The 25673-nt window shown below is 69.0% G+C and carries 26 protein-coding genes and 1 tRNA gene; 17 read left to right on the top strand and 10 right to left on the bottom strand.

Annotation, left to right across the window (positions count from 1 at the left end):
- Positions 1-9: 9 nt before the first annotated feature.
- Entirely contained in the window at positions 10-591 is a 582-nt protein-coding gene (locus ACFC3F_RS07500) for a GNAT family N-acetyltransferase (RefSeq protein ID WP_376128138.1), read from the bottom strand.
- A gap of 140 nt (positions 592-731) precedes the next feature.
- Here ACFC3F_RS07500 and ACFC3F_RS07495 point away from each other — a divergent pair.
- Positions 732-805, top strand: a tRNA-Pro gene (locus ACFC3F_RS07495).
- A gap of 135 nt (positions 806-940) precedes the next feature.
- On the opposite strand, the gene ACFC3F_RS07490 is transcribed toward ACFC3F_RS07495, so the two are convergent.
- Complete coding sequence (locus tag ACFC3F_RS07490; protein WP_376128136.1) at positions 941-1342, bottom strand: GIY-YIG nuclease family protein; 402 nt, start codon at positions 1340-1342, stop codon at positions 941-943.
- A gap of 155 nt (positions 1343-1497) precedes the next feature.
- Here ACFC3F_RS07490 and ACFC3F_RS07485 point away from each other — a divergent pair, with 155 nt between their 5' ends.
- Positions 1498-2067, top strand: coding sequence for a mismatch-specific DNA-glycosylase (locus tag ACFC3F_RS07485; RefSeq protein ID WP_376128134.1), 570 nt, complete (start codon positions 1498-1500; stop codon positions 2065-2067).
- Between the two features lie 106 nt (positions 2068-2173).
- Here the strand turns inward: ACFC3F_RS07485 and ACFC3F_RS07480 are convergent, their stop codons facing one another.
- Positions 2174-2974, bottom strand: coding sequence for an SDR family NAD(P)-dependent oxidoreductase (locus tag ACFC3F_RS07480; RefSeq protein WP_376128132.1), 801 nt, complete (start codon positions 2972-2974; stop codon positions 2174-2176).
- A 299-nt stretch (positions 2975-3273) separates the two neighbouring features.
- Here ACFC3F_RS07480 and ACFC3F_RS07475 point away from each other — a divergent pair, with 299 nt between their 5' ends.
- Positions 3274-4254 (top strand): phosphodiesterase, encoded by a 981-nt coding sequence (locus tag ACFC3F_RS07475; protein WP_376128131.1) that lies wholly within the window; start codon positions 3274-3276, stop codon positions 4252-4254.
- Here the strand turns inward: ACFC3F_RS07475 and ACFC3F_RS07470 are convergent.
- Positions 4202-5800, bottom strand: coding sequence for a stealth conserved region 3 domain-containing protein (locus ACFC3F_RS07470; RefSeq protein ID WP_376128129.1), 1599 nt, complete (start codon positions 5798-5800; stop codon positions 4202-4204). The two genes, ACFC3F_RS07475 and ACFC3F_RS07470, sit on opposite strands and share 53 nt — an antisense overlap.
- Before the next feature lie 249 nt (positions 5801-6049).
- Between ACFC3F_RS07470 and ACFC3F_RS07465 the strand changes: the two genes are divergently transcribed.
- Together ACFC3F_RS07465 and ACFC3F_RS07460 are read left to right on the top strand one after the other, a co-directional pair.
- Entirely contained in the window at positions 6050-6511 is a 462-nt protein-coding gene (locus tag ACFC3F_RS07465) for a hypothetical protein (protein WP_376128127.1), read from the top strand.
- Between the two features lie 153 nt (positions 6512-6664).
- Positions 6665-7057: a hypothetical protein gene (locus tag ACFC3F_RS07460; RefSeq protein WP_376128126.1), complete on the top strand. Its 393-nt coding sequence runs from the start codon at positions 6665-6667 to the stop codon at positions 7055-7057.
- 12 nt (positions 7058-7069) lie between these two features.
- Here ACFC3F_RS07460 and ACFC3F_RS07455 read toward each other — a convergent pair whose 3' ends face one another.
- Positions 7070-7660, bottom strand: coding sequence for a hypothetical protein (locus ACFC3F_RS07455; protein ID WP_376128124.1), 591 nt, complete (start codon positions 7658-7660; stop codon positions 7070-7072).
- A gap of 62 nt (positions 7661-7722) precedes the next feature.
- A complete protein-coding gene (locus tag ACFC3F_RS07450; RefSeq protein ID WP_376128123.1) occupies positions 7723-8850 on the bottom strand; it encodes a hypothetical protein in 1128 nt (375 codons plus the stop codon).
- On the opposite strand from ACFC3F_RS07450, the gene ACFC3F_RS07445 reads away from it, so the two are divergent.
- The 3 genes from ACFC3F_RS07445 to ACFC3F_RS07435 are packed head-to-tail and all read left to right on the top strand — an operon-like array spanning position 8782 to position 11779.
- Positions 8782-10362, top strand: a complete 1581-nt coding sequence (locus ACFC3F_RS07445; protein ID WP_376128121.1) for a BTAD domain-containing putative transcriptional regulator — start codon at positions 8782-8784, stop codon at positions 10360-10362. The genes ACFC3F_RS07450 and ACFC3F_RS07445 overlap by 69 nt on opposite strands.
- Before the next feature lie 23 nt (positions 10363-10385).
- Entirely contained in the window at positions 10386-11372 is a 987-nt protein-coding gene (locus ACFC3F_RS07440) for an aldo/keto reductase (protein ID WP_376128120.1), read from the top strand.
- 11 nt (positions 11373-11383) lie between these two features.
- Entirely contained in the window at positions 11384-11779 is a 396-nt protein-coding gene (locus ACFC3F_RS07435) for a DUF2809 domain-containing protein (protein WP_376128118.1), read from the top strand.
- Here ACFC3F_RS07435 and ACFC3F_RS07430 read toward each other — a convergent pair.
- Positions 11776-13638, bottom strand: coding sequence for a glycerophosphoryl diester phosphodiesterase membrane domain-containing protein (locus tag ACFC3F_RS07430; protein ID WP_376128117.1), 1863 nt, complete (start codon positions 13636-13638; stop codon positions 11776-11778). The genes ACFC3F_RS07435 and ACFC3F_RS07430 overlap by 4 nt on opposite strands.
- Positions 13635-14501: an oxygenase MpaB family protein gene (locus tag ACFC3F_RS07425; RefSeq protein WP_376128115.1), complete on the bottom strand. Its 867-nt coding sequence runs from the start codon at positions 14499-14501 to the stop codon at positions 13635-13637. The genes ACFC3F_RS07430 and ACFC3F_RS07425 overlap by 4 nt, the downstream gene beginning before the upstream one ends.
- Positions 14502-14836: 335 nt before the next feature.
- On the opposite strand from ACFC3F_RS07425, the gene ACFC3F_RS07420 reads away from it, so the two are divergent.
- The 4 genes from ACFC3F_RS07420 to ACFC3F_RS07405 all read left to right on the top strand — a co-directional run bounded on the left by ACFC3F_RS07420 (position 14837) and on the right by ACFC3F_RS07405 (position 19372).
- A complete protein-coding gene (locus tag ACFC3F_RS07420) occupies positions 14837-15937 on the top strand; it encodes a linear amide C-N hydrolase (RefSeq protein WP_376128113.1) in 1101 nt (366 codons plus the stop codon).
- Between the two features lie 123 nt (positions 15938-16060).
- Complete coding sequence (locus ACFC3F_RS07415; RefSeq protein ID WP_376128111.1) at positions 16061-17245, top strand: sensor histidine kinase; 1185 nt, start codon at positions 16061-16063, stop codon at positions 17243-17245.
- Between the two features lies 1 nt (position 17246).
- A complete protein-coding gene (locus ACFC3F_RS07410; protein ID WP_376128110.1) occupies positions 17247-17915 on the top strand; it encodes a response regulator in 669 nt (222 codons plus the stop codon).
- Positions 17916-18025: 110 nt separating this feature from the next.
- On the top strand, positions 18026-19372 hold the full coding sequence (locus ACFC3F_RS07405; RefSeq protein ID WP_376128108.1) for an acyltransferase: 1347 nt from the start codon (positions 18026-18028) through the stop codon (positions 19370-19372).
- Here ACFC3F_RS07405 and ACFC3F_RS07400 read toward each other — a convergent pair.
- Complete coding sequence (locus ACFC3F_RS07400; protein ID WP_376128106.1) at positions 19320-19979, bottom strand: hypothetical protein; 660 nt, start codon at positions 19977-19979, stop codon at positions 19320-19322. The genes ACFC3F_RS07405 and ACFC3F_RS07400 overlap by 53 nt on opposite strands.
- Positions 19980-20150: 171 nt before the next feature.
- Here ACFC3F_RS07400 and ACFC3F_RS07395 point away from each other — a divergent pair, with 171 nt between their 5' ends.
- The 3 genes from ACFC3F_RS07395 to ACFC3F_RS07385 all read left to right on the top strand — a co-directional run bounded on the left by ACFC3F_RS07395 (position 20151) and on the right by ACFC3F_RS07385 (position 22154).
- On the top strand, positions 20151-20450 hold the full coding sequence (locus ACFC3F_RS07395) for a DUF1905 domain-containing protein (protein ID WP_376128105.1): 300 nt from the start codon (positions 20151-20153) through the stop codon (positions 20448-20450).
- A 103-nt stretch (positions 20451-20553) separates the two neighbouring features.
- The gene (locus ACFC3F_RS07390; RefSeq protein WP_376128103.1) at positions 20554-21060 is read left to right on the top strand and encodes a prepilin peptidase; all 507 of its coding nucleotides are present in this window, start codon (positions 20554-20556) and stop codon (positions 21058-21060) included.
- Between the two features lie 29 nt (positions 21061-21089).
- Positions 21090-22154, top strand: coding sequence for a YihY/virulence factor BrkB family protein (locus ACFC3F_RS07385; protein WP_376128101.1), 1065 nt, complete (start codon positions 21090-21092; stop codon positions 22152-22154).
- Here ACFC3F_RS07385 and glgP read toward each other — a convergent pair.
- The gene (glgP, locus tag ACFC3F_RS07380; protein ID WP_376128100.1) at positions 22141-24699 is read right to left on the bottom strand and encodes an alpha-glucan family phosphorylase; all 2559 of its coding nucleotides are present in this window, start codon (positions 24697-24699) and stop codon (positions 22141-22143) included. The genes ACFC3F_RS07385 and glgP overlap by 14 nt on opposite strands.
- Before the next feature lie 67 nt (positions 24700-24766).
- Between glgP and ACFC3F_RS07375 the strand changes: the two genes are divergently transcribed.
- Both ACFC3F_RS07375 and ACFC3F_RS07370 read left to right on the top strand, forming a co-directional pair.
- Complete coding sequence (locus ACFC3F_RS07375; RefSeq protein WP_376128098.1) at positions 24767-24994, top strand: response regulator; 228 nt, start codon at positions 24767-24769, stop codon at positions 24992-24994.
- Positions 24978-25616, top strand: a complete 639-nt coding sequence (locus tag ACFC3F_RS07370) for a CYTH domain-containing protein (RefSeq protein ID WP_376128096.1) — start codon at positions 24978-24980, stop codon at positions 25614-25616. The genes ACFC3F_RS07375 and ACFC3F_RS07370 overlap by 17 nt, the downstream gene beginning before the upstream one ends.
- Positions 25617-25673 lie beyond the last annotated feature (57 nt).

Here is a 25673-nt window from a genome sequence, read left to right as displayed (position 1 = left end):
AGCGGGCGCTCAGCTGCCGAGGTCGAGAGCCACGACGGCCAGATCGGGACGCGGTCGTGCGACCTCGCGAAACCCCGCCGCGCGGAAGGTCGACACGACGCCGTGGAACAGCTCGTTCGATGTGCGACGCCGGCCCGCGTCGGGATCGATGGGGTAGCCCTCGACGACACGGGCGCCGTTGTCGCGGGCGAACGCGACCGCCGCATCGAGCAGCGCCGCGGTGAGCCCTGATCGGCGGTGCTCTTTGCGGACGACGAAGCACGTGATCGCCCAGACCGTCGGGTCGTCCCACGGCTCTTCGCTCGTCTTGGCGAAGTTGCGCGTGCGGGCAAGGCGCTGCTGTGCCGTGCGCGGGCCGACGCGCACCCACCCTGCGGGGTCGCCGTCGACATAGGCGATGAGCCCGGGAGCGGGCGTCGCCGCGATCTCGTCGCGGAAGAGGGCTTCACGCTGGGGGACCGGCGTGCGGTTCCACTCCGATGCGGTGAGCGTCCACCATTGACACTGGCACCCCGGGCCGTCGCCGCCGCCCGTGAGGGCGTGCTCGACGTCGTCGAATCGGGTGGCCGGTTCGATCCGGATCTCAGCCATGCGCCGACGGTACTCCCGGCCGGCGACATCGACAACCACGTGCGGGTGCGGATCGGCTTGTCGTCATGGGCCGGTCGCGTTCGCGGCACTCTTCGGGAGCGGGTAGGATGGTGGAGTTGTCCGCGCAGCGGGCAGTGGACCGGGATGTGGCGCAGCTTGGTAGCGCACTTGACTGGGGGTCAAGGGGTCGCAGGTTCAAATCCTGTCATCCCGACAGAAAAAGCCCAGGTGAGAGAATGTTTCTCACCTGGGCTTCGTCCTTGGTTTTCGGGGTTTGCGTGCACCTTCGTGGGCAGGTCGCGTCGCGTCACGATGTCCGCACGTGGGTGCCGGCCAGAGATGCGGAGCCCTAGTTTCGGTTCAGGCCGTGGCGGCGTGAGTCGAGCGCGTCTTTGAAATGCTTCTCGGCTGCGTCGATATCCCGCGTCGGCGTCGCAGGATCGAACACACGCAGTAGTGAGAATCGAAAGCTGGTCGGATCAAGACGGCGAAGTTCGACGTTGCCGCCGTGGCCGTTCGTCGCGTACGCGTTCCAGCGCTGGCGGATACTCTCTGCGCCGTCGGCTTTACCATCGTAGTGTCGGCCGTCACGGGTGTCTGTGATGAGGTAGACGCCGACCACGGACGCGAGCGCCGTGCGCCACGATGCGTAGCGATGCTCACGCATCACTGACTGGAGCTTCGCGTGGCTGAGGACGAGCCGGTCGAAGCCCGGGAACGGGATCGGTTCGGCGTCGGCGATGCTGATCACTGGGTACTTCGCTGCCGTACTGGCATTCATTCGCCAGGTGCGCGGTGCGAAGATGCGCTACGGCTCCGCCTGACTCCCACGTAGACCTCAGCGAAGGCGCGGACGGCTGCTTCATGCAATCGCCAACGCTTCAGCATTCCCGCATGCTTGGACCCATGCCCTTCACGCGTGCCGAGCTCGAGAGCCACCGGGATCAGACCGTCGCCGATCTGATGCCCGAGCATCCGAAGCTCGTCTTCGTCGGCATCAACCCGGGGCTGTGGACAGCGGCCACCGGCATCCACTTCGCGCACCCGGGAAACCGCTTCTATCCCGCTCTCGTGCGCGCCGGCATCATTCCCCGACTGCCGAGCGTCGGCGACGGCGGGTGGCGCGACGACGACCGCGCCATGTTGCTCGATCGCGGCATCGGCATCTCGAACGTCGTGCAGCGCGCCACCGTGCGCGCGGACGAGCTCGGGCGCGACGAACTGCAGGCGGGAGCAGTGCGACTCGAATCCGACGTCGCGCGCTGGGCGCCGCGGGTCGTCGCGATCGTCGGGCTGACGGCGTACCGTCAGGGGTTTCGCCGGGCCAAGGCGAAAGCCGGACGTCAAGAGGAGAACCTCGCGGATGCCGCCCTGTGGGTCGTCCCGAACCCGAGCGGCCTCAACGCGCACGACACCGTGGCCACGCTCGCCGACGCGTACGCCGCACCTGCGCGCGCTGCGGGAGTGATCGCGTGAGGCGTCGCCGGATCAACGGAGCCCTCTCCTGGCGGCAAAGAACCTGGGACGGGTCATGAATCGCTGACCGGATCTCCAGCCTTCCCCTCCGACAGGGTGCGGGCGCTCAGCTCAGCAAGGATCCCATCTGCTTCGCGATCGTTCGAGCCGCGTGCTTCGGGCTGAGGCGGGCCAGCTTGTCCATCGCGGCAGCGTCTTTCCCGATGGTCGCGCGGAAGCTGCCCTTTCGGATTGCAGCGACGATGGCGTTCCCGGCATCCGTCGCGGTGGTCATCTTGAAGGCTGGTGCGTCCGTCGAAGAGCCTTCGGAGAGGGCGACGCCGGAGTTGGTTGCGATGTCAGTCGCGATCGCACCCGGGAAGATCGAGGTCACGGACACGTTCGTGTCGAGCAGTTCGGCATACAGGGCCTCGGTGAGCAGTCGGACGGCCGCCTTCGACGCACCGTAGACCGCTTGTCCGGGGACGGGAGCGTACGCCCCCATGCTGGCCACGTTCACCAGGCTCGCCTCGGGGCGTTCCACCAGGATCGGCAGGAATGCCTTCACCATGTTCACCGTGCCCCAGAAGTTCACATTCATGACCTTCTCGATCTCTTCGAACGGGAGGTCGATGATTTTCACGAACTTCTGGATCACACCTGCGATGTTGACCAGACCGTCGATCTGTCCATGCTCTGTGAGCACCGCCGCGGGCAGCGCGAGTACTTCATCGCGGCTGGTGATGTCGACGACGTGACTGCTGAAGCGACTCCCGGCAGCCACGAGCGCGGCCGTCGCAGCCAGTGTCGACTCGTTCAGGTCGACTCCTGCCACAGAGGCCCCACTCGCCAGCAGTATCCGGGTGACTTCGCGTCCGATTCCGTTGCCTGCGCCAGTGACGACGAAGACGTTTCCCGTGATGTTCATCTGCTTCTCCTCGTGAGTGTGTCGGAGGTGGACCGTGCTGCGTGCGCGGCGGCGCGTCGGCCGCTGAAGATGCAGTCTGCGAGCGAGAGCCCGCTCATATGGCTATTCGAGCACACACCGACGGCGGTTCGTCCAGCGGCGGATGACCGAGTCGCCGACGCGCTGCACGAGACCGCCCCGCCGCCGGGGGCGACGCGTACTTGGCCTGGGTCGCGCACTGTTCACTGTGTCGCCACGTTGTTGTCGTGTCTCGCGGGTAGCATTCCGGGAAACTGCGGCCGAGGCGAGGAGCCGAACCGATGCGCAGCGCTGAGTACCCCGCCCCTGAGCAGATCCTTCTGCACCTGAGCGACACCCACCTGACTGCGGAGGGCGCGCGCCTGTTCGATCTGGTGGATGGTGCCGAGCGACTGGCCCGTGCGCTCGCCGCATTCGAGTCGTCAGGCATCACGCCCGACGTGATCGTGGTCACCGGCGACCTCGCTGATCGGGGCGAACCCGCCGCCTACGCGGCCCTCCGCGGCCTCGTCGAGCCGTTCGCGGAGAGACTGGGCGCGCGCGTGCTGTGGGTCATGGGCAATCATGATGACCGGGGGGCATTCCGCGAAGGGCTGCTCGATGAAGCGGCCGACCTGCGGCCGGTGGACCGGGTCGACGAGCTCAACGGGCTGCGCGTCATCACTCTGGATTCGACCGTTCCGGGCGAGCACTACGGCGAGTTGCGCGACGAGCAGTTGCAGTGGCTTCGGAATGAGCTGGCAACGCCCGCGCCGCTGGGATCGATCCTCGCGATGCACCACCCGCCGGTGCCCAGCGTGCTGCCGTTGGCGGTGGCCGTCGAGCTGCGCGATCAGTCACGGCTCGCCGAGGTTCTGCGCGGCACCGATGTGAGGGCGATCATCGCGGGTCATCTGCATTACTCGACCTTTGCGACGTTCGCGGGCATTCCGGTCTCGGTCGCATCATCGACGTGCTACTCGCAGGACCTCACGGTGCCGACCGGTGGCATGCGTCCGCAGGACGGTGCACAGACCTTCAACCTCGTGCACGTGTTCGATGACACGGTTGTGCACTCGGTCGTGCCGATCGAGGTGCCGAGCACGCTCGAGTACATCGACGCCGCGGAGGTCCGTCGGCGGCTCACAGCCGCAGGCATCCGTCCGACTGGCGGGGACCTCGACCCGGACGACGTGGATCTCGGCCCCACTCATGCGGGGGCCGGACCGTTCAGTGCGCCATCGACGGATGCTCGGGCTGAATCGACACCAGTGCATCGCTGATCTCGGCACGCTCCCAGGGCGGCAGCACCGGGAACATCTGGTCCAGCGTCGCGCGGATGGTGCGAATCCTGATCTCTTCGGGGAGTTCCGTCTCGCCGCCGTCGTTGAGGCAGAACATGTCCACATCGGTCCGTTCGGCGAGCCGCTCCATGCGTCGAAGCGAACTCGCGAGCGTCGTGTGCACGTATCGCACCCGCGGCTTGCTCGTGGCGACGGCCCGCCCCGTCAGGAGCGCGTAGTAATGGTAGAGGCTGTTGGTCACCGAGATGTCGGTGGCAGAGCGGAATCGAGACGCCGCGGTGCGCTCGAAGTCCTCAGAGAACTCGCGCTCGAGCTCGGTCATGACGCTCTTGCGCAGCGGCGTCGCGCAGTGCGAGAGGTCGCGCGTGATCGTGCGACCGAATCGGGCCCTCAGAAGTTCCCGGTTCACGCGAAGGCCATTGTCGTGCCCGCTGCGATGCGACGCGGAAGCCCCGGTGCCGATGCGCACCTCGGACTCGACGAACTTCGTCACCCCGGTCGATGTGAAGAACAGCTCCGGAGAGACCAAGCGGCCGAAGAACATGTCATCGTTCGCATAGAGGAAGTGCTCGGCGATGCCCGGGATCCGATGCAGCTGCGCCTCGACGGCGTGCGAATTGTGGGTGGGGAGGACAGAAGGGTCGGCGAAGAACTCCTCGCTGCGCACGACCGTGACCTTCGGGTGATCGATCAGCCACCCGGGCGCAGGGGAGTCGGTCGCGATGAAGATCCGTCGCACCCAGGGGGCGTACATGTGCACGCTCCGCAGCGCGTAGCGCAGCTCGTCGACATGACGGTACCGGGCAGGGCTGTCATCACCCTCGCCGACGACGTACTCGGCCATGCGCGCTGCCCGCTGGCGCTGGAACTCATTCGTCGATCCGTCGACCCACGAGAAGACCATGTCGACGTCGCCGGTGAACTCGTGCGACTGCGGGTCGAACATGCCGTCGATCGTGCGCCAGCGGCGGCCGTATCGTTCGACATCGACGAAGACGAGATCCTCGCGAGGGATGACGCGGCGCGTGAGCGCGTTGTCATTCGGCGCCTCGACGAGTCCGCCGTGCAGACGCCAGAACTCCAGACGCGCCCCGAGCGACGCGCCATAGCGCAACGCGCGATTCGTCGTGATTCGTGGACGATACACGCGCACGGCGTGCGGGCCGGCAGCATTCCCCGCAGTCGGGGCGGATGCTTCACTCGCGAGCACGGGGGGCTGCTGCTTCGCTTTGAGATACAGCGGCTCGCCATCGCACACGGCCGCCAGTGCGTCGATGGCCCGGGCGTGCGCATCGACGTCGACCACAAGGGCGGGGACGGAGTGCTCTCCTCGGATCAGGACGACTTCGATCCCGGCATCCTCCAGAGCGGCCGCGACGAAGAGCAGGTCATCGATGCGCGCTTGTTGCGGTGTGACGGAGTCGTGGAGAAGGTGCAGGACACCCCCGTGCAGGACGACGTCGTCGCGATCAAGGAGACCAGACCACGGATGCGGTTGCCCTGGGGCGAGTGCGAGTGTCGGCATCGATACCTCTTTCGTGACGTTAGAGGCGCGAAAGCGCCGGAAGACGGGAGAACCCCCGGGCGCGAACGTCACTTTTGAGCACCGTGGGCTACAACACTCCGGCCGCGCCGATCATTCCCTCGGGCTTTCCCGAACCGGCCGTGAGTATCCGCAGCGCATCCACCCCCTTGCTTTAAGAGAACTCACAGAGCCGTCGGTAGCGTCCGGTGCCAGCGGCACCCTCGCCGCTCGGAGATGCGAGGCACAACAGTGAAGAAGACACGCGCACGTTCTGTCACGTTCGCGACGACGGCGTCGGCGGTGTTGGTGTTCAGCCTCGCGGGATGCGCGAATCCGCTGGATCTGGTCGCCGAGGGCGTTTCGGAGAGAATCATCAGCGAGGTCACCGATGGTGCCGTCGTCGATATCCTCTCTACCGAGATCCCCGCAGATTTCCCCGACATTCCTCGGCCCTCGGGCACCCCTGCTCAGGCATTCACCGTGCAGGGGGATGACGGTCCTATGTGGACGCTTTCCTACGTGTTCTCCGACGACGAAGAACACTCCCGCCTGGGAGAAGCCCTTATCGCCGCCGGGTTCAGCGAAGTGTCCAATGGCAACGTCGGTGAGATCTTGACCGCTCTCTACTCCAATGACGAGTTCACCGTGGTGGTCAGCCAGGTCCCGAGCGATGTCGGATTCGGTCTGCAGTACGTCGTGACGGCGGGCTAGCCGAGGAGATCACGAGTTTAAGGAAACTCACAGAGCCGCTCCTAGGCTCCTGTGCAGCCGGGCTCATCGCCGGCTGCGGACCTACAGACAGGAGATCTCTTGCGACTCTCACACGCTCTTCGCGCAGGAAGCGCGGCGGTGATCCTCAGCCTGATGTGGGTCACGACCGCGTGCGCCGCGGACCCCGACCCCGACTCCGCGCAGAGTACGGACCAAGGCGGGACCAGCCAGACCTCAGCCGACGAGGCTCTCGACGTCATCACGGATGCTGCTTCGGGTTCGGACGCCGATGGAGACGACGGGCGCGCCTTCGGCTCATCCGATGACGCGGTGATCCAAGCGGTCGAGATCACGTTCAGTAGTAAGAACGGGACTGCGGAATGGGTGGGTTCGACCCTGCGGGTCACGATGGACGGATCCGTCGGTGACCCGACCGCCAAGACTCCGTGCCTTGCGCTGGAGGCCATCATCGCCGCCGGCGAAGACGCCACCGTCGTCTACGGCGACGGCGAGATCATCTGCGCCGACCGCCACAACACCGACTGAGGCGGGTGCGACTCACCGGCAGGTGAAACGCACTGTGCCGGTGCCGAGATCCGTGCCCTGGTCATCCCAGCTGTTCCCGGTGGCGACGTATCCATCGCCTTCCCTGACCACGGTGAGGCCGTCTCCCGTCGAGGCGCCGAGCGCGACGAATTCATCGGTCGAATCGAAGGGGCGGTCGGTTCCGATGTGGATGCGAAACTCGCCGAGCACATCGGCGTCCATCTGCATGAGCCCGCCGTCGAGGAAGCTGGGCTGGTCGGATCCTGCCTCTCCGCCGGGGCCGGCGAGTTCGACCTCGCTGTCCTGATACACCCCACAGAGTGTGAGGGTGAACGAGAACTCCCGGCCGCCCATGGAGACCGTCGCTGTCCCGGCATCCGTGGACTCTGACTCTTGGCCAGGATCCTGATCGGCCGGGGCAGTGTCAGATTGTGGCGCTGCCGCTGCGTCGGAACTCTCCGTCTCACCTTCTGCGTTGCCCGCACATCCGCTGAGCATCAGGAGCGAGGCCGCCGCCCCGGCGAGGAGCGCCGTGAGCCCCCGCATCCGCCCGCTTGCGCGGGGCATTCTGCGCGGAGTGTTCACGAGGCTGTCGGTCGTCATGTGCGCGGCTCTTTCCGTCGGAGTTCGGACGCTGGTCGATGGAGTCTGCTGGTGCGTGGGCGCTATCGCCGCTGGAGAAGGTACGAGGAGTCGTCCATTCGGTTGGTCCACACCATCGAATCGGCGTCCCACTCCGTGACGATGTAACCGGGTGCTTGCCCGGGAAGGATCATCCGCTCGCCCTCCCACGTGATCGCCGCGCGGTTCTCTGCGCGATCAGTGATGCCGGTAACGTCCTGGCAGTAAAGGAGCTGAGTGTTCGTGGGGAAGACGAAGCGAATGTCCTGTTCGACGGGCTCGAAACCGCTGCCGTCGTCGTAGTGCGTGTGCTGCCATGCTCCGACGATCAGAGACTGCAGGTCACCCGCCTTGTCGGATGGCGCCGTAGCTCCAGGGGGTGTCAGGGGAGCGGAGTCCCAATCGCAGGAATCCGCCTGCTCGACCCGGTCCGTCTGGCCGACGTCTTTCTTCGCCGCAGCAGCGGGCTCGATCGAGGAATTCTGCGGCGCGGGGGCATCGGAAGTGTCCGTCGCCTCGGACGGCTGACCGGTGGCGCAGCCGACCAAGACCAGAGCGGTGACGAGCGACATTGCCGCGATTCGCAGCGCGCGTGGTGACATCGACAGTTCTTTCCTCCGGGTGATCTGATCACCATAGGTCGGCGTGTCTAAAGGGTTCTTAGGGTGGGCTTTAACGCCAGCTATGGTGGCGCTATGCCCTCGACGACGCGGTTCGCTCTCGCTTTCTCCGGTCGGGATCCGATCGAACAGGCCGGCCATGTGACCGAGTTGCTGGCACAGCCGCAGGTAGACGAGCCCGCCGTGCGCACTCGTCTGCAGAGCATCCTCGCCTCGGCGCTGATATCGACCGACCCCCTCGCAGCCCGGCGCGCGGCCGAGGATGCGGCACACGAAGCAGAACGGGCCGGCGACGATGTCTCGCGCGCATGGGCGCTGGTTGCCTCCACCGTCGTGGACGTTTCGCCCGACCGGGTTCCCCAGCGCCTCGCCGACACCCGTGAGGCACTGCGCATCGCCGAGGTAGCGGGGGAGTCGGAGTTTGTGCCCACCGCCTACTTCCTTCATCTCAGCGCGCTCGCCGATCTCGGCCTCATCGCCGAGGTGGATGCGGCGCTCAGCGAGACCGGCGCGCTCGTGAGCGCGTTTCCCTGGTTGGCGGACGAACGCCACGCCGCGTGGTTTCGATGTTTGCGCGCAACGATCGACGGTCAAGCGGGCCGCGCAGAGCAGATCGCCGATCGGGCGCTGCAGATTGCGCTGGACAGCGGCGACCCTGACGCGCGGAGCGTGTGGGTCGCTCAGCTCGCGATCATCCGATGGATGCAAGGACGCGTCGTCGAACTCGAGCCGGCGTTCCTGCACGCCAGGCAGAGCGTTCCTCACGAACCGGTCTGGGCGGTGTCACTGGCGTGGATGTGGCTACGTCAAGGACGCAGAAGTGCAGCCCGCTCGCTGGTGGCCTCTCTTCCGCCGTTCTCGGAATTCCCCCAGGACCGCAATTGGCTCGCCACCGCGTGCATCCTCGCCGTCTCGGCGGTCGAGTTGGGAGAGACCGAGATCGCTGCCGCCGCCGGTGATGCTCTGCGTCCGTACGAAGAGCGGCTCGCCACGATCGGCCTCGGCGTCACATGTTGGGGAACCGGATCCCGCCCGCTCGCGCTCGTCGCCCTGGCTCAGGGAGACACAGAGGGAGCGATCCGGCATTACCGTCGGGCGATCGAGGTGACGGGAAGGATCGGTGCGCACCCGTGGCTTGCCGAAGCGCAGGTCGAGCTGGCCGCGATCCTGGCAGACCGCGGCGACGCCGACAGCCTGCAGGAGGCATTCGTGCTGGCATCGGAGGCCGCCGCCACCGGTAGGGCACTCACACTGCACGGCATCGAGCGGGCTGCGGCGGGGCTCCTGGCATCCCGAACCGCATCGGGCGCGCCGCCTCGACCTGCTGAGCACCTCGCCGCGCCGCCTCCCGCACCGAGGATCGAGGTTCTGGGGACGTTCGACGTCATCGCGCACGACGGCACCCCGGCTCGCTGGCAATCGCGCAAAGCACGTCAGCTTTTGAAGATCCTGGTCGCCCGGCGCGGAATCGCGATCAACCGTGACAGCCTCATGCAGCTGCTATGGCCGGACGAGGCACCGCAGAAGGTGGCCAACCGATTCTCGGTGGCGGCCACGACGGTGCGACGCGCCCTGGACCCGCTCGGGCAGTTCCCTGGCGACACATACGTGCAGACCCAAGGGTCGGTCGTGCGGCTGTGCGTCGAACGGATCGACATCGACGTCGAGCGCTTCCTCACAGAGACGGCGCAGGCGCTCGCCACGCAGCCGCTCACCCCCACTGCCGTGGACCGTTTGCGCGCGGCGCTGGACCTGCACCGCGGCGATGCGCTCGCCGAGGAACCCGAGGAATCGTGGGCGGTGGAGCTGCGCAGCGAAGTGGACGGCGCGTTCTTCGCCGCCGCACACAGCCTTGCCGAAGCGTCACAGGAACTCGGGGATGAGCTCACCAGGCTCGAGTGCTACCGCCGCATCCTGGCCATCGACGGCTACGACCAGCGCGCCCATGAGGGCCTGATCGACGCGCTGACCGCGCTGGGCGCCCACGGTCAGGCCACCGCTGCCGGGCACAGTTACCGGCAGAGGATGAACGAGCTGAATATTCCGCTCGATACCTCGGGCTGAGGCTCGATAACCAGAGGAGCACCATGCAGCAGCGCGCATTGGGCGGCACCGGCCGTCAGGTGTCGGCGATCGGTCTGGGCACGTGGCAGTTGGGTGCCGACTGGGGTGATGTCTCGCAGGACGATGCGCGCGGCGTACTCGCGGCAGCCGCCGACGCAGGGGTGACCCTGTTCGACACCGCCGATGTCTATGGCGACGGACGCAGCGAGTCGATCATCGGCGATTTCCTCGCCGAGCGACCCGGTCATGCAATCACCGTGGCCACCAAGATGGGGCGCCGGCTCGCGCAGGAGCCCGAGAACTACACGAGAGAGAACTTCCGCGCCTGGGCCGAGCGCTCGCGTCGGAATCTCGGCGTCGACACGCTCGACCTCGTGCAGCTGCACTGCCCGCCGACGGCCGTCATCGAAGATGACGTGACGTTCGACGAGCTCGACGCGCTGGTCGACGACGGCGTCATCGACGCGTACGGGGTCTCGGTCGAAACGTGCGCGCAGGCGCTCGCGGCGATCGCACGCCCGAACATCACGAACGTGCAGATCATCCTGAACCCGTTCCGGCTCAAGCCTCTCGACGAGGTCCTTCCGGCCGCGGCGTCCGCCGGTGTCGCGGTGTTCGCCCGCGTGCCGCTGGCATCGGGCCTGCTGTCCGGGCGGTACACGCGCGAGACGACCTTCGCCTCCGATGACCACCGCACCTTCAACAGGCACGGGGAGGCGTTCGACCGCGGCGAGACGTTCTCGGGCGTGGACTTCGAGAAGGGTCTTATCGCCGTGAGCGAGCTCGCCGCAGCCGTCCCCGAGGGGGCGACGCTGCCCGCCACGACGCTCGCATGGATCGCCGGACTGGAGGGCGTCACCAGCGTCATACCGGGGGCGCGCAACGTCGCCCAGGCCCGGGCGAACGCGGGCGCGGCCGACCTGCTGGACACGGATCTCAGCGAGTTCGACCGTGCCGTCCGTGATGTCTACGACCGGATGCTGCGCGCCTCCATCCACCCGCTGTGGTGAGTCGTCGTCGCGTGAGGCGTCGCCGGATCGCTGCCGCCGTCGCGCTCGCCGCGGTCGTCGCGACGGGACTCGCCGTACACACGCTGCTCCCCGACATCCCCGCGACGGACATCGCGGGCGATGCCCTGTATGCCGTCGCCGCCTACGCCTTCGTCATGGTCCTCGCCCCGCGCTGGCATCCACTCGCGGCAGCGGGCCTTGCGGCGGCCTGGTGCGTCGCGGTCGAGCTCTTCCAGCTGACGGGCGTTCCGCTCGCGCTCGGCGCCGAATTCCCGCCGGTGATGCTCGTGCTCGGCACTGTCTTCGACGCGCGCGACCTCGTCGTCTACGTCGCGGCCATCGTCGTGGCGGTGGTGATCGACCTCGTCGTAGCGCGCGCGACAGCCCGCGTGAGACGGCGAACCTAGCCGACCGTGATGAAGCCGCGCATCGCGTCGAGAAGCCTGCCCGCGAGGCCTGTCTCCTCTGCCATCTCGGCACGGATCTCGACCACCCGATCGGGCACGTCGCTGATGATGCCTCCGGCTCCCCGCCGGAAGTGCTCTCGGATGCCGGCGTCGTCGTTCACCGTCCAGACCCAGAAGCCGTAGCCCTTGCGCTCGGCTGACGCCTGGACCGCTTCACTCGCGGTCCACTGTTCCACGACGATGAAGTCCGCGGGGGTGTCCGGCGCCTCGTCTCCGGCGAACGCCATCGTGTAGCCCACCGTGAGGTCGGGCCGCAGCGTTTTGAGACGCGCGACACTGGCCGCATCGAGCGAGTGGTAGATGTTGCGCTCGAGCAGGCCGAGCTCCTCGAGCTCGGCGACGAGCAGGTCGACGTGATCGTCGGTCTCGCCCCCGCCCAGCTTGATCTCGATGAGGAGCGGCAGGTCGAGCTCGTCGGCGCGCGTGACATATTCGGCGACCGTCGGGATGGTGCTGGTGTGCCCGAGCGCATCCCGCAGCGTGAGTGCCTGCAGTTGCGGCGTCGTGAGGTCTTTGACCGCGACGTCCTCGCCCGCCAGGCGACCGAGCGTCGCGTCGTGCATCGCGACGAACCCTCTGTCGGCCGTCTGCATGAAATCGACCTCGACCATGTCCACACCCGCCTCGGCTGCCGCATCGAGTGATTCGAGGGTGTTCTCGATCCCGCCCGGCGTGAACCCGCGGTGCGCCAGCGACAGGGTCTGCGGCGCCTCGGAGATCCGCTGCATGGGACCCAGGCTCGCGAGGCCGAGGGCGACGGCGGCAAGAACCGAGACGGAGACCACGACGGTCGCCGCACCGCGCGAATGCTCGTGGAGGACAGAGCCCGTGGCATCCGCCGTCGTTCGGTCCATCCCCAGCCACTGCGCCGGGACCCTGTCGCGGTGGCGCCGCACGAAGACGACGAGGATGCCCGCGATCCACGCCGCGACGACACCCGCGAGGACGGCGCCGGCGACGCGCACAGCGCCGAGGCTGAACGCCGCCACGGCGGGGGAGAGGGCCGGCGCGGCGGCATCCGTCACGAGGGTCGGCAGGATCGCCACGACCGTGAGCGCCGCGCCGGCGGCAGAGGCGACGATCATCGCGCCGACGATGGCGAGGGCGAGGGAGAGCCCCCGCACGCCCCACGTCAGCCGCAGGCTTCCGCGCAGCGCGCGTCCGCCCGTCGCATCGGTGAGCGCGAACAGAGGCAGGCTCGCTGCCAGCAGCAGGTTCGCGACGGCCAGGCCCACGAAGAAGACGATGAGGATCGTGCTGCCGGTGGCCGACTTGCTCAGCTCGCCGGTGACGAACCGCGGCACCGCGATGCCGTGAGTGAGCGCCGAGAGGAAGCCGAATCCGCTCAGTGGAAGCACGACGAACAGGTAGCCCAGCAGCGCGAGCGACGAGGGCCGGACGAGCTTCTTCGCCAGCCGGACCAGCTCACCCCCGAGACCCCGGAGTGACAGCGACCCTCGCGCGGTGACCTGGTCGACCGCCACGATGAGCACGGTGAACTGCAGCGCGACGATCCAGAACGCCAGCGTGCAGATGATGACGATGAGGCCCAGTGAGAACGGCAGGCCGCCCGTGATCTGCAGCTGACCGAGGTCGAGGCCGGTCATCCCCGCCGCGCGCAGCGCCTCGCGGAAGAGCCAGTGCACGAGCGGCAGCGAGATCCCGAGGATGACCAGCTGCGTGACGAGGACGACCGCAGCGAGCTTCGCGCCGCCGGAGCGCACGAGGCGCAGACCGCCGACGAACAGAGAAGCGGATGCTGCCCAGAAGCCCGGCGTCTGCGTGACGCGAACGGTCACCGGCGCACTTTGCGATACGGGTGGGTCTGCACGCGCTGTGTCGCCTCACCGACGAGCTGCTCGGTCGACCGGCGCTTGCGTGCGCTCGCGATGATGCGCCGGGTCGTCCGCGCGGCGGCGCGCAGGTTCATGGGGCGCCCTTCGATGCCGAACAGCAGCAGCGCCCACTCGGGCAGGAGCGAGAGGATCGCGTCCTGCACGTTGACCGACACGAAGACGGCGGCCGGGTTGCCCTTGAGCGACGGCTTGCGCAGCGACCGCGAGAGACGCGCCGCCGGCAGGGTCAGCGCCATCCAGTCCTTGTTGCCGTCGATGTAGGCCTCGAGTTCGGCGCGCGTGGCGGGGAGGAGCGCGGGGTCCGTGACACCCTGCAGGCCGGCCGCGATGCGCTGCTCCGAGACGAACTCGTCCTGCTCAGCGGGCGTGAGATCGGGACCGAACTCCTGGGCGGCACGCAGCACGCCGTAGACGAGCGCATTGTGCGTCCACGCGAGCCACGGCTCGTGGTCGGCGCGCAGCTCGTTCCCCGTCTCGGGATCGGTCCACACGGCACGTGCGTGCAGTCGCCGGACGGCCTCCGCCGCGGCATCGGCGTGCGCCTTGTCGCCGAAGATCGTCGTGTCGACGTAGCGGCCCGTGCGCTCGCCGCGGCCCTCGATGTCGCTGGAATAGCCGCTGGCCGCCTCGAACAGTCGCATCATCATGGGGTTGAGCGACTGCAGGAGGATGCCGGCGACACCGCCGAGCTTGGACGACGGGTCGGCGAAGACGCGCCGGCTGACGCTGCCGGGTGCGAAATAGCCGTCGCCCTCGGATGCTGCTGATCCTCGTGTCGCGGGCGCGCCGCTGTCTGTCGTGGTCATGATCCCCTGATCTCGTGTCTCGACGCGCCGTCTGCGGTTCCCCCTCGCGTGCGGGCGCGCGGTTCTCAGCCTAGAGTCCGCTCTCGGCGGACGCTGCCACGCGCGGCCGTATCGCGCCCTCCCGTAACCCGCCCGGCACCCTCCCCGTCACCCGCCGAACACCCACGTCTCACCCCATTTCGGCCGTCGCCAGAACACGGTCGAATGAGCTTGCTCTCATGTCTGCCATCGGCCATGGTTGACCCCGAACGGCGCCGCGATGCAGAGGTATCCCGGCGTCGATGGTTCTCTGCCGCACCGTTTCGCGCCGGCCACAGCCGCGCCGGTGACTGAAAATGATTGGACACGTCAAGCGCATGTGCACACGAGTTGTATGGCCCGATGCCAACGGATCGGTCATCGTCGGCCGGAACATGGATTTCCACATGGACCTCCTCTCCAACCTCTGGAAGCTGCCGCGCGGACTCGAGCGCACCGACGGCGTGAACGGCGACCTCACCTGGACCGCCAAGTACGGCAGCGTCGTGGCCACGGCCTTCGATCTGATCGCCTGCGACGGGATGAACGAGGAGGGTTTCGCGGGACACATTCTGTGGCTCGCCGAGTCCGACTACGGCACGCCCGGCCCGACGGACACACAGCTGAGTCAAGCCGTCTGGCTGCAGTACTACCTCGACAACTTCGCCACCGTCGCGGAAGCGGTCGAATGGACGAACCAGTCGCAGGTCGCGATCGCGCAGCTGTTCGATCCGACCGGTCACCTCGTGCCGACCCTGCACCTCGCCATCAACGACGCCACCGGCGACTCGGCGATCATCGAGTACACCGACGGCACTCCGACGGTCTACCACAGCCGCGACTACCAGGTCATGACGAACTCGCCGACGTTCGACAAGCAGCTCGAGCTCGCCAAAGAGATCACGGGTCTGGGCGGCACCCAGCCGCTGCCCGGATCGACCCTGGCGAGCGACCGCTTCGCGCGCGCCTCCTACTACGTGGCGCACCAGGAGCAGCCCAAGACGCAGCTCGAGGCGATGGCGGCCATGTTCAGCATCATCCGCAACGCGGCTCAGCCCTTCCGCACTCCGGAGCCGGGCAAGCCCGACGCTTCGCAGACCCTGTGGCAGGTGGTGCTCGATCTGACCAACCGGCGCTACGCCTTCGAGTCGACGACTCGACCGAACATCGTCTGGGTCGACTTCGACGACCTGAGCTTCCGCGAGGGCACGAAGGTGCTCAAGCTCGACCTGGTGAGCCGTCTCGCGCTGGAAGGCGGCCTGGTCGGAGACGCGAGCCACCAGTTCAAGGATGTCGGCGAGCTCGGTCACGAGCTGCTGGCCGCGGGTGTCTCCGCGCTCGAGCTCGTCGCGAAGAAGCAGGACGAGTTCGCCGCAGTCGAAAAGGCCGTCCAGGACCTGGTCGGCACGAAGAAGTAGACGGCGAGAGCACTCATCCAGCGCGGGGACCACGCGCTCATGACACATGCCCCGTGGCCGAGGCAGCGAACGGCCACGGGGCATTCTCCTCGCATCGCCAGAGCTCGCGCCTACGATGGGCGGGTGGGATCCGGAGGGCGAAGGGCGACCAGAGCGGTCATCACCACCGCTGCGCTCGCGGCCGGTCTCACCGTGCTCGCCGTCGATTCCGCGCTCGGCGCGACGGTCTACGCGATCGACGCTCCGCTGGCGATCGCCCTTGCCGCCGCGCTCGGAGCAGCCATCCCCCTCGCGTTCGTGCGGCCACGCCTCGCCGCGGCGCTGTCCGTCGCCGCCGTGCTCGCCTTCGCGATCGTGAGCGTGCCTCCGGCAGCCGCGCCGTGGCCGGCGAGTGTCGCCGCAATGGTCGCCGTCGCCCTCACCCTGGGCGTGGTCGGCACCACCGCCCCCCGCGTCGTCGGCGCCGTCGCATGGGGGGCCGGTGTCGTCGGCCTGCTCGTGATCGTGGCGGTGCGCGACCATGGCGATGTCCAGACCGGACCGATCGTCGCGGACCTCGTCGTGTTCGCCTCGCTGGGCGTGCTCGCGCTGGGCGGCGGGATGCTGCTGCGAAGCGCCCGCGAAGCACGACGTCTGCTCGCGGTCGAACGCGAAGTGTCGGCGGCCGAGACCGCTCGCCGCCAGCTCGCCGAGGAGCGCACGCGCATCGCGCGCGAGCTGCACGACATCGTCGCGCACGGGATGTCGGCGATCCAGGTGCAGGCCGCGAGCGCACGGTACCGCCTGCCCGACCTCGCGCCCACCGCCGCCGACGAGTTCGACGAGCTCGCCACGACAGCACGCACCGCGATGAGCGAGATGCGACAGCTGCTGAACGTGCTGCGCGAGGACGACCCGGCCGAGTCGGCGCCCCAGCCCGGGCTGCGCGAACTGGCCGAGCTGCTCGCACGGCCCCCGCACGGCGGTCCGCTGACGACCCGGGGCAACCTGCTCGACGGTCCCGACGACCCACTCACCGGACTCACCGTGTACCGCGTCGTGCAGGAGTCGCTGAGCAACATCGCGCGGCACGCGCCCGGCGCCGAGACGTTCGTGCGCCTCGACCGCGACAGTGCGGGCAGGATCGCGATCGAGGTGCGGAACACGCCGACCCCCGGCATCCGCCCACCCGTCACGGACGGGGGAGGACACGGGCTTCGCGGAATGCGCGAGCGCGTCGAACTCGCGGGCGGCGAGCTCGCGGCAGGACCCACGCCCGAGGGCGGCTTCGCGGTGATCGCGCGGCTTCCCGCCAGGAAGGACGACTGACATGCCGATCTCGGTACTCATCGCCGACGACCAGTCGATGGTGCGGGCGGGGTTCGCCGCGATCCTCGACGCGCAGCCCGACATCTCCGTCGTCGGACAGGCCGCCGACGGAGAGGAAGCGATCACCCTGGCGCGGCGGTTGCGGCCCGACATCGTGTTGATGGACGTGCGGATGCCGGGGGTCGGCGGCCTCGAAGCGACACGCGTCCTGCGCGATGAGCACACGCACGGACATCGCCCGCTCGTCATGATGCTCACGACGTTCGATGCGGACGAGTACATCCACGACGCGCTCGCCGCGGGAGCGAGCGGATTCCTGCTCAAAGATGCCACTCCGGCCGACCTCATCGCCGCGGTGCGGGTCGTCGCCGCGGGAGACGCGCTGCTCTCGCCGCGGGTCACGAGGCGCCTGCTCGAGCGCTTCGCGGCCCAGCGGCCGCCCATCAACCGTCACGCGCTGCGCCTGAACGACCTCACCGAGCGCGAGCGCGAGATCCTCGTGCTCATCGGTCACGGACGTTCCAACGCCGAGATCGCCGCCGAGCTGTTCATCGCCGAACAGACCGTCAAGAGCCACGTGAGCCGCATCTTCTCGAAGCTCGACGTGCGCGATCGCGTCCAGGCCGTCATCCTCGCCTTCGACGCGGGACTGGTCGAACCGGCGTCCTGACCCCTACCCCGGTAGGGGGTGTGATTCGCACCGGGGATGGATGCCGCGTGCGAAACCTTGGCGAGACGATTCTCGTGCGGCGTCGTGGACGCGTCGCCGGAAGGTCTCGCATGTCTCTGCTCACCGCTCGTCGGGCTCTGCCCGCCACGGATCGCCCGCCCCTGGTCGCGCGGGATTCGGCCGTCGATGTCGCGCGCGCCGCGTGTCTGGTGATCGTCGTCGCGCTGCACGCCATGATGGTCGGCGTCAGCGCGCCGGACGGTGCGCCCGTCTTCGAGAACGCCATGTCGATGTGGGACGGCTTCGCCGCGACGACCTGGGTCGTGCAGGTCATGCCGCTCTTCTTCGTGCTCGGCGGATTCTCGTCGTTCGCCGACTGGACCCGCAGGCGTGCCGGGGGAGAGCGAGCGGGCACGTACATCGTCGGACGCGTGCGGCGGCTGACGGTTCCGGCACTCGCGGCGCTCGTCGCGACCGGGGTGTTCCTCGCGATCCTCACGATCGTCGGCGTCGACCCTGCCATCGTCGCCGAAGCCGGGTTCCGCATCAGCCAGCCGCTCTGGTTCCTCGCCGTCTATCTTCTGTGCACGCTGCTCGTGCCGATCGCCGTCGCGTGCCACGAGCGCGCGCCGGCGCTCACCGTGGGCCTGCTCGCCGCGGCCGTCCTCGCCGTGGACCTGACGCGCATCGCGACGGGTGTCGAAGCCGTGGGCCTGGCGAACCTGCTCTTCGTCTGGATGCTCGTGCAGCAGCTCGGATACTTCGTCGCCGACGGGCGACTGTCCTCGCTCGGTCGAGGCCGCATCCTCCGGCTCGGCTCGGCGGCTCTCGCGGTTCTCGCCCTCACGACATCGGCCGGCCTCTATTCGGCGGATCTCTTCGACGCGCTCAACCCGCCCACCGGCGCGCTCGTTCTGCTCGGTGTCGTGCAACTGTGCGCGTTCGAACTGCTGCGCCCCCGCCTGCGGGCGTGGCATGCGCGCGCGCCGATCGCGCGTGCGACGCGAGCCGTCGGCGCGCACGCCATGACGGTGTACGCGTGGCACATGCTCGTGCTCCTCGCCCTCGCCGGGGTGCTGCTGCTCCTGCCGATCGACCTTCCCGCCCCCGTCTCCGCGGACTGGTGGGCCTCCCGGCCCCTGTGGCTCGTCGCGGCGGGAGTGGCGACCGCCGTCGTCGCCCGCGCCGCAGGCGTGTTCGAGCGCCGACCCTCGCGCACATCCCGGCGCACGGGATGGGCGGCATTCGGGATCGCGGCCGTCTCGGCGCTGGGCATCGTCGTGATCCTCGCCGGCACCGGCTCGCTCGCGGCGTGGATCATCGGCGCCGCTCTGGTCGGTTTCGGCGTCTACGCCGCCCGCGCCGGGGGCCGGCGCGCGAACGGCCGGAGGGCGCCGGGCGCCGTCACGTCCTCGCGAGTGATCGCCGCGGGCGCTCGGGCGTCGCGAGACGGCTGACCAGCTCGGCCGCGAGAGCGCCCAGCCGGTCGTTGCACGCGTCGATCTCGTGCATCACGAGGTCGTGGTCGGCGCTCGTGAGCGATTCCTCCGCCTGCAGCGCGGCATCCCGGACCGTGTCGAGTGCGAGAGCGATGTCGGCGAGGTGCAGCAGGATGGCCGCGTTGTCGCCGCTGGAGGCGAGGAACGGGGCCCAGCGGCTGAGCGAGTCCGCCAGCCGTGCCCGCTCGTCGACGATGCTCTCACGCAGGAGATGCAGGTCGTCGGCGTAGTCGGGGGAGGACGGCGTCGTGCTCAGCGTCGGCAGTGCCCGCGTCACGATGCGACCGCGCGAGATCTCGCTGTGCTCGTCATCGGCGAGATCGTGCAGGAACTCCGAGAAGGCGAGACGGTTGACCGGCGCCCAGCGTCGGGCCGTGGACCGGGCGACGACACGGTCGAGCACCAGCACGGTGAGCAGGAACGTCACGAGCCCCGCGGCGAGGCCTGACAGCACCACGAGGTCCTGCCAGATGCCCGAGGCCACATCGAGCCAGATGATGACCGCGACGACGGCAAGCCCTGCCAGCAGGGCCACCGTGTCGCGCACGCGTCGACTGCCGTTCACCGCTGCGTTCCCTCCGTCGACGCTGCCGGTCGCCTCCGGCCCTGTGTTCGGCCACCATAGCCGCATTCCGCCCCGCGGCTCGTGGCTCGGCGGTTGTCCACAGGGGGTGCCGGCGGCGGAAGCGGGGGTGGCATGCTGGGGCACCGGAGCTCGAGCGAAGAGGAGACAGCAGTGATCGTCGACTTCGACGGAGAGGTCTTCCTCTGGCATGCCCGGCAGCAGCAGGACTGGTTCTTCGCGGGCCTTCCCGAGGCGCTGTCCGCCGACATCCGCGAGATCCCGCGACCGGTGCGCGGCTTCGGATCGGTGCGCGTCGAGGCGCAGATCGGCGGCTCCCGCTGGCGCACCTCGATCTTCCCCGACGTCGAACGGGGCGCCTACGTCCTGCCCCTGAAGAAGTCCGTGCGCGAGGCGGAAGGCATCGTCGACGGCATGACGGTCCGGGTGAGTCTGGACATCCTCGATGCCTGAACAACACGGGGAACTTGACGAGACATGAGAAATCTCTCATGATCAAGGGAGGGGGAGGCCGGGCCGCTCTGGGATCGCGCACATTCCGTCACGGGATGCACGTGTGTCTGCGGTGAACCTCACGCTCAGCGTCGTGTTCGTTCTGTTCGCGGCGCTGAGCGTTTCCCTCAGCGTCATCGACATCCGCACGCACCGGCTTCCGAACATCATCGTGCTGCCGGCCTACCCGATCACGATCGGGCTGTTGGCGCTGGCGTGCCTGCTGGGGGCCGACGGGCGTCGGTTGATCGGCGCGCTGCTCGCGATGGCGGGGATGTTCGCCTTCTATCTCGTGCTGCGCCTGATCAGCCCGCGCGGCATGGGCGGAGGTGACGTCAAGCTCGCCGGCGTCGTGGGACTCGTGCTCGGCTGGGTCGGATGGGATGCCGTCGCGGTGGGCTCACTCGCCGGCTTCATCCTCGGCGGGGTGTTCGGCACCGCGATGCTCGCACTGCGACGGGCGGATCGACGCACGCGCATCCCGTTCGGTCCGTTCATGCTCGCCGGCGCATGGGTCGGAATCCTCGCGGGTCCTGCCCTGAGCGCGGGGCTCGTGTCAACGGGTGCGTGAGCAGGGAAGCCCGTCGATAGCCTGACGACATGAACACTCCCGCAGCGCCTCGTCCGGGCCTCGTCGCGCGCGTCACGGCGTGGGCGCTCTCACTGCGGGCCGTGCGCGCGTTCCTGCACTACAGCGAGCATCGCGGACCGATGCTCGCCGACAGCGTCACCTACCGGACCCTGTTCAGCGTCTTCGCGGGGGTGCTGCTCGGGTTCTCGGTCGCCGCGCTGTGGCTCGCGGGCAACCCCGCGGCGTGGCAGGCGCTCATCGACGCCGTCGATGCCGCGATCCCCGGGCTCGTCGGCTCGATCGTCGACCCCGACGACATCCAGGCGCCCGCGGGGCTCACGATCGCCGGCATCCTCTCGCTCGCGGGGCTCATCGGCGCCGCGATCGGCGCGATCGGCTCGCTGCGAACGGCGCTGCGCACACTCGCCGACATCGTTCACGACGACGTGCTGTTCATCTGGGTGATTCTGCGCAACCTCGCCCTCGCGATCGGGATCGGCGCAGCCCTCGCCGCCGCCGCGGCGGCAATGGTCCTCACCGATGTCGGCATCGGCATGGTGACGGGGTGGGTCGGACTGACCGAGGACGACCCCCTCGCGGTCTTCGTCGCCCGGGCCGGCAGCATCCTGATCGTGTTCCTCTTGGACGCGACCGTGGTGGCTGTGCTGTTCCGCGTGCTGTCCGGCGTACGCCCGAGCCGGCGCGTGCTGCTGACGGGCGCGGCCCTCGGTGGCGTGGCTCTCACGGTGCTGCAGCAGCTGTCGTCGTGGTTCGTCGGGGGAGCGTCGTCGAACCCGCTGCTGGCGACCTTCGCGTCGCTCATCGCGCTGCTGCTGTGGCTGAACCTCTCGACGCAGGCCATCCTCATCGCGAGCTCGTACATGATCGTCGCATCGCGCGAAGACGCCGACCGCGTGCGCCAGCGTCACGGCGCGCCGTCGCTGACACTGCGTCGCGTGCAGCGTGCCGAAGACGCCGTGCACGTCGCGACGGACGAGCTTCGCCATGCGCGCGAGGCCGTCGAGAAGGAGCGCACCGAGGCCGAGAAGAAGCAGCGCGAAGAAGCCGCGAAGGACGATGTCAGGCGTACGTGACGAGTCCGAGCTCGACGGGCGAGACGAACCGCGGATGCGTCGGCACGACGCGCACGGTGTAGCCGAACCTGCCCGTCACCTCGAGCGGCAGTGAACCCGCGAACGTCGTCACCCCGTCGGCGGCGTCGCCGCTCGGAGCGAGCCGCTGCACGGCGGGCTCGGGCGTGAACGCGCCGTCGTCATCGGTCGGACCGTACACGAGCTCGACCGCGACGTCCTCGGGCGAGAGAGCATCCAGTCGCACGCGGGCGCGCACCTCGAGGGTGTCGCCGGCCCGCGCATGCTGCGGGATGCCCGAGCCGTCGACGGCGTCGATCCGCACGCCCGCCCAGCACTCCCGCACGCGCGCGACGTAGGCGGCGAGGCCCCTCGCCTGCGCGAAGTCGTCGGTGCGCAGCGCGCGGTCGTTGACGGATGCCGGCAGATACAGGCGCGTGACGTAGTCGCGCACCATGCGGTCGCTCGTGGCCTTCTGGCCGAGGTCGGTCATGGTGTGCCGCACCATCTCGAGCCATGCGCGCGGCGCGCCGCCCTCCTGGTCGTAGAACGTCGGTACGAGCTGGTGCTCGATGAGGTCGTACAGCGCCGCGGCTTCGGCGTCGTCGCGCTCCTCGTCGTCGGACGCCGTGTCGGCGGTGGGGATCGCCCAGCCGTTGCGGCCGTCGTGCCATTCGTCCCACCAGCCGTCGAGGATCGACAGGTTCAGCGCGCCGTTGAGCGCCGCCTTCATCCCGCTCGTGCCGCACGCCTCGAGGGGGCGCAGCGGGTTGTTGAGCCAGACATCGCATCCCGGATACAGGCTCTTGGCGAGGGTGATGTCGTAATCGGGGAGGAACACGATGCGCCCTCGCACGCGCGGGTTCTGCGAGAAGCGCACGAGCTCCTGGATGAGGAGCTTGCCGGAGTCGTCTGCGGGATGCGACTTGCCGCCGATGACGATCTGCACGGGGCGCTCGGGGTCCGTCAGCAGGCGGGTGAGCCGTTCGGTGTCGCGCAGCATGAGCGTCAGTCGCTTGTAGGTCGGAACGCGGCGGGCGAAGCCGATCGTCAGCACCGCGGGGTCCAGCAGCGTGTCGACCCATGCCGGAACCGCGCCGGAGCCGCCTTCGACGACGGATGCCGCGACCCGGCGGCGCGCCTCGGCGACGAGTTCGCCCTTCATCTGGGCGCGGATGCTCCACAGCTCGTCGTCGGACACCCGGTCGCGGTCGTTCCAATCATGGGCGTCGGCGTGCGCGTCGCCGAAGACCCGTTCGCTCAGCGACTTGATCGCGGGGTGCACCCAGGTCGGAGCGTGCACGCCGTTCGTGATCGAGGTGATGGGCACCTCAGCCGTGTCGACGCCGGGCCACAGCGCGCCGAACATCCCCCGGCTCACCTCGCCGTGAAGACGTGAGACGCCATTGGCATGCTGGCCGAGGCGCAGACCCAGGACGGCCATGTTGAACACGTGGGGATCGCCGCCGTCGTGATCCTCGATGCCGAGTGCGAGCGCACGCTCGACGTCGAGTCCGGCGAACAGCCCGCCGTCGAGGTAGGCCTTGATGAGGTCGCGCGGGAAGCGATCGATCCCGGCGGGCACGGGCGTGTGCGTCGTGAAGACGGTCGACGCGCGCACCTGAACGAGGGCCTCGCCGAACGACAGCCCGTCGTGCGATGCCAGCTCGGCGATGCGCTCCAGGCCCTGGAACCCGGCGTGCCCCTCATTCGTGTGGAAGACGTCCGGCTGCGCACGCCCGGTGAGGGTGCTCCACCGGCGTACCGCCCGCACGCCGCCGACACCGAGCAGCAGCTCCTGCAGCAGGCGGTGCTCACCGCCCCCGCCGTACAGCCGGTCGGTGACGCGGCGCAGCTCGTCGGTGTTCGACGGCGTCTCGGAGTCCAGCAGCAGCAGCGGCACGCGTCCGATATCGGCGATCCACACGCGCGCGTGCAGGCGACGGCCGTCGGGCAGATCGAGCGCGATCTCGACGGGGGAGTCGGACTCGTCGCGCAGCAGGGTCAGCCCGAGCCCGTACGGGTCGAGCACGGGGTAGCTCTCGCGCTGCCAGCCGTCATCGCCGATCGACTGGCGGAAGTACCCCGCACGATAGAAGAGCCCGATGCCGGTGAGGGGGACACCGAGATCGGACGCGCTCTTCAGATGATCGCCGGCGAGGATGCCGAGACCGCCCGAGTACTGCGGCAACGAGCCGTCGACGCCGAACTCGGGCGAGAAGTACGCGATGTGCTCGGGCACGGGGCCTTCGATCCGCTGGAACCACCGGTCGCCGGAAAGGTACGCCGTGAGCCGGGCGTCTTCGGCGTGCACGCGCGCGACGAAGGCGTCGTCGCACGCGAGATCGTCGAGGCGGTGCTGGCCGAGGGCGCCGAGCATGCGGGCGGGGTTCTCGCCGACCCGTGACCACAGCCCGGGGTCCATCGAGGCGAACAGCGCGTGCGTCGAGCGGCTCCACGACCAGCGCCAGTTGGCGGCGAGCCGATCGAGGGCGGCGAGCGGGGGAGCGAGGACGGGGCGGACGGTGAACGTTCGGATGGCCTTCACGCCTCGAGTCTATGCAGGGCGGCCGCGCGGCCGGATCGACCGGGGGATGCGGGGGTAGGCTCGGGCCATGGCACTTGCGAGACTGCATGGCGGCCCGCTCGACGGGCAGATCCTTCCGCTCGAGGAGGGCGTCACCGACACGTACATCGCCCCCTATGGCGAGGGGCAGCTCATCTATCGCCGCGAGGGCGACGAGACGCACACGGGCGACGACGACGGTCCCACCGAGGTCCGTTTCGTGTACGTCGAGGCGACCGAGGACATCGACCCCGATCCCGATGGCCGGGACGACTGATCCCGACGAGCCGATCCGCTCGGTCGAGATCGAGCTGACGTTCGACGTCGACGACGCCGCGCCGCTGCCCGAGTGGGAGGGCGTGCCGGGTATCGCGCGTGTCGAGGAGGCACCGCGTCGTGACCTGGACGCCCGGTACTTCGACAGCACAGGGCTCGAACTCGCACGCGCGGGTGTCGCCGTGCGTCGGCGCACGGGCGGTCCGGATGCCGGGTGGCATCTGAAGGGCCCGCGGGAAGGGCTCGCACGGGTCGAGCTCGGCTGGCCGCTGGGCCCCGACGACGACGTCGTGCCGTCGGCTGTGCGCTCCGCCGTCGCGGCGGTGACGGAGGCGCCGCTGCAGCTCATCGCGCGGATCCTCAACACCCGGACGCCGTATCTCCTGCTCGACGAAGAGGGCGGCATCGTGGCCGAGTTCGTCGACGACCGCGTCGTGGCGACCGACGAACGCTCCGGCACGGTGCGCCGCTGGCGCGAATGGGAGGTCGAGCTCGGACCCGCCGCATCGACCGACGCCGACGCGCGGGCGGCGCTGTTCGCCGCCGCCGGATCGGCGATCAGCGCCGTCGGCGGTGTGCCCGCGGCATCCGCATCGAAACTCGCGAGGGCCCTCGGGGAGTGACACGGAGAAGGGGCCCGCCAACCCCGGCCCCTCGACCCCGGGGTCGATCGCGCTGGG

Source organism: Microbacterium sp. NPDC055910, assembly GCF_042271185.1.
Lineage (GTDB): Bacteria > Actinomycetota > Actinomycetes > Actinomycetales > Microbacteriaceae > Microbacterium.
Note: the sequence above shows the minus strand (reverse complement) of the source record. Positions and strands in the feature narration are given on the sequence as shown.

Excerpts from the sequence above, each read along its gene's own strand:
- ACFC3F_RS07500 (WP_376128138.1), bottom strand. The coding sequence starts at position 591 with ATGGCTGAGATCCGGATCGAACCGGCCACCCGATTCGACGACGTCGAG.
- ACFC3F_RS07485 (WP_376128134.1), top strand. The coding sequence starts at position 1,498 with ATGCCCTTCACGCGTGCCGAGCTCGAGAGCCACCGGGATCAGACCGTC.
- ACFC3F_RS07480 (WP_376128132.1), bottom strand. The coding sequence starts at position 2,974 with ATGAACATCACGGGAAACGTCTTCGTCGTCACTGGCGCAGGCAACGGA.
- ACFC3F_RS07475 (WP_376128131.1), top strand. The coding sequence starts at position 3,274 with ATGCGCAGCGCTGAGTACCCCGCCCCTGAGCAGATCCTTCTGCACCTG.
- ACFC3F_RS07470 (WP_376128129.1), bottom strand. The coding sequence starts at position 5,800 with ATGCCGACACTCGCACTCGCCCCAGGGCAACCGCATCCGTGGTCTGGT.
- ACFC3F_RS07460 (WP_376128126.1), top strand. The coding sequence starts at position 6,665 with ATGTGGGTCACGACCGCGTGCGCCGCGGACCCCGACCCCGACTCCGCG.
- ACFC3F_RS07455 (WP_376128124.1), bottom strand. The coding sequence starts at position 7,660 with ATGACGACCGACAGCCTCGTGAACACTCCGCGCAGAATGCCCCGCGCA.
- ACFC3F_RS07440 (WP_376128120.1), top strand. The coding sequence starts at position 10,386 with ATGCAGCAGCGCGCATTGGGCGGCACCGGCCGTCAGGTGTCGGCGATC.
- ACFC3F_RS07425 (WP_376128115.1), bottom strand. The coding sequence starts at position 14,501 with ATGACCACGACAGACAGCGGCGCGCCCGCGACACGAGGATCAGCAGCA.
- ACFC3F_RS07420 (WP_376128113.1), top strand. The coding sequence starts at position 14,837 with ATGATTGGACACGTCAAGCGCATGTGCACACGAGTTGTATGGCCCGAT.
- ACFC3F_RS07410 (WP_376128110.1), top strand. The coding sequence starts at position 17,247 with ATGCCGATCTCGGTACTCATCGCCGACGACCAGTCGATGGTGCGGGCG.
- ACFC3F_RS07405 (WP_376128108.1), top strand. The coding sequence starts at position 18,026 with ATGTCTCTGCTCACCGCTCGTCGGGCTCTGCCCGCCACGGATCGCCCG.
- ACFC3F_RS07385 (WP_376128101.1), top strand. The coding sequence starts at position 21,090 with ATGAACACTCCCGCAGCGCCTCGTCCGGGCCTCGTCGCGCGCGTCACG.
- ACFC3F_RS07375 (WP_376128098.1), top strand. The coding sequence starts at position 24,767 with ATGGCACTTGCGAGACTGCATGGCGGCCCGCTCGACGGGCAGATCCTT.
- ACFC3F_RS07370 (WP_376128096.1), top strand. The coding sequence starts at position 24,978 with ATGGCCGGGACGACTGATCCCGACGAGCCGATCCGCTCGGTCGAGATC.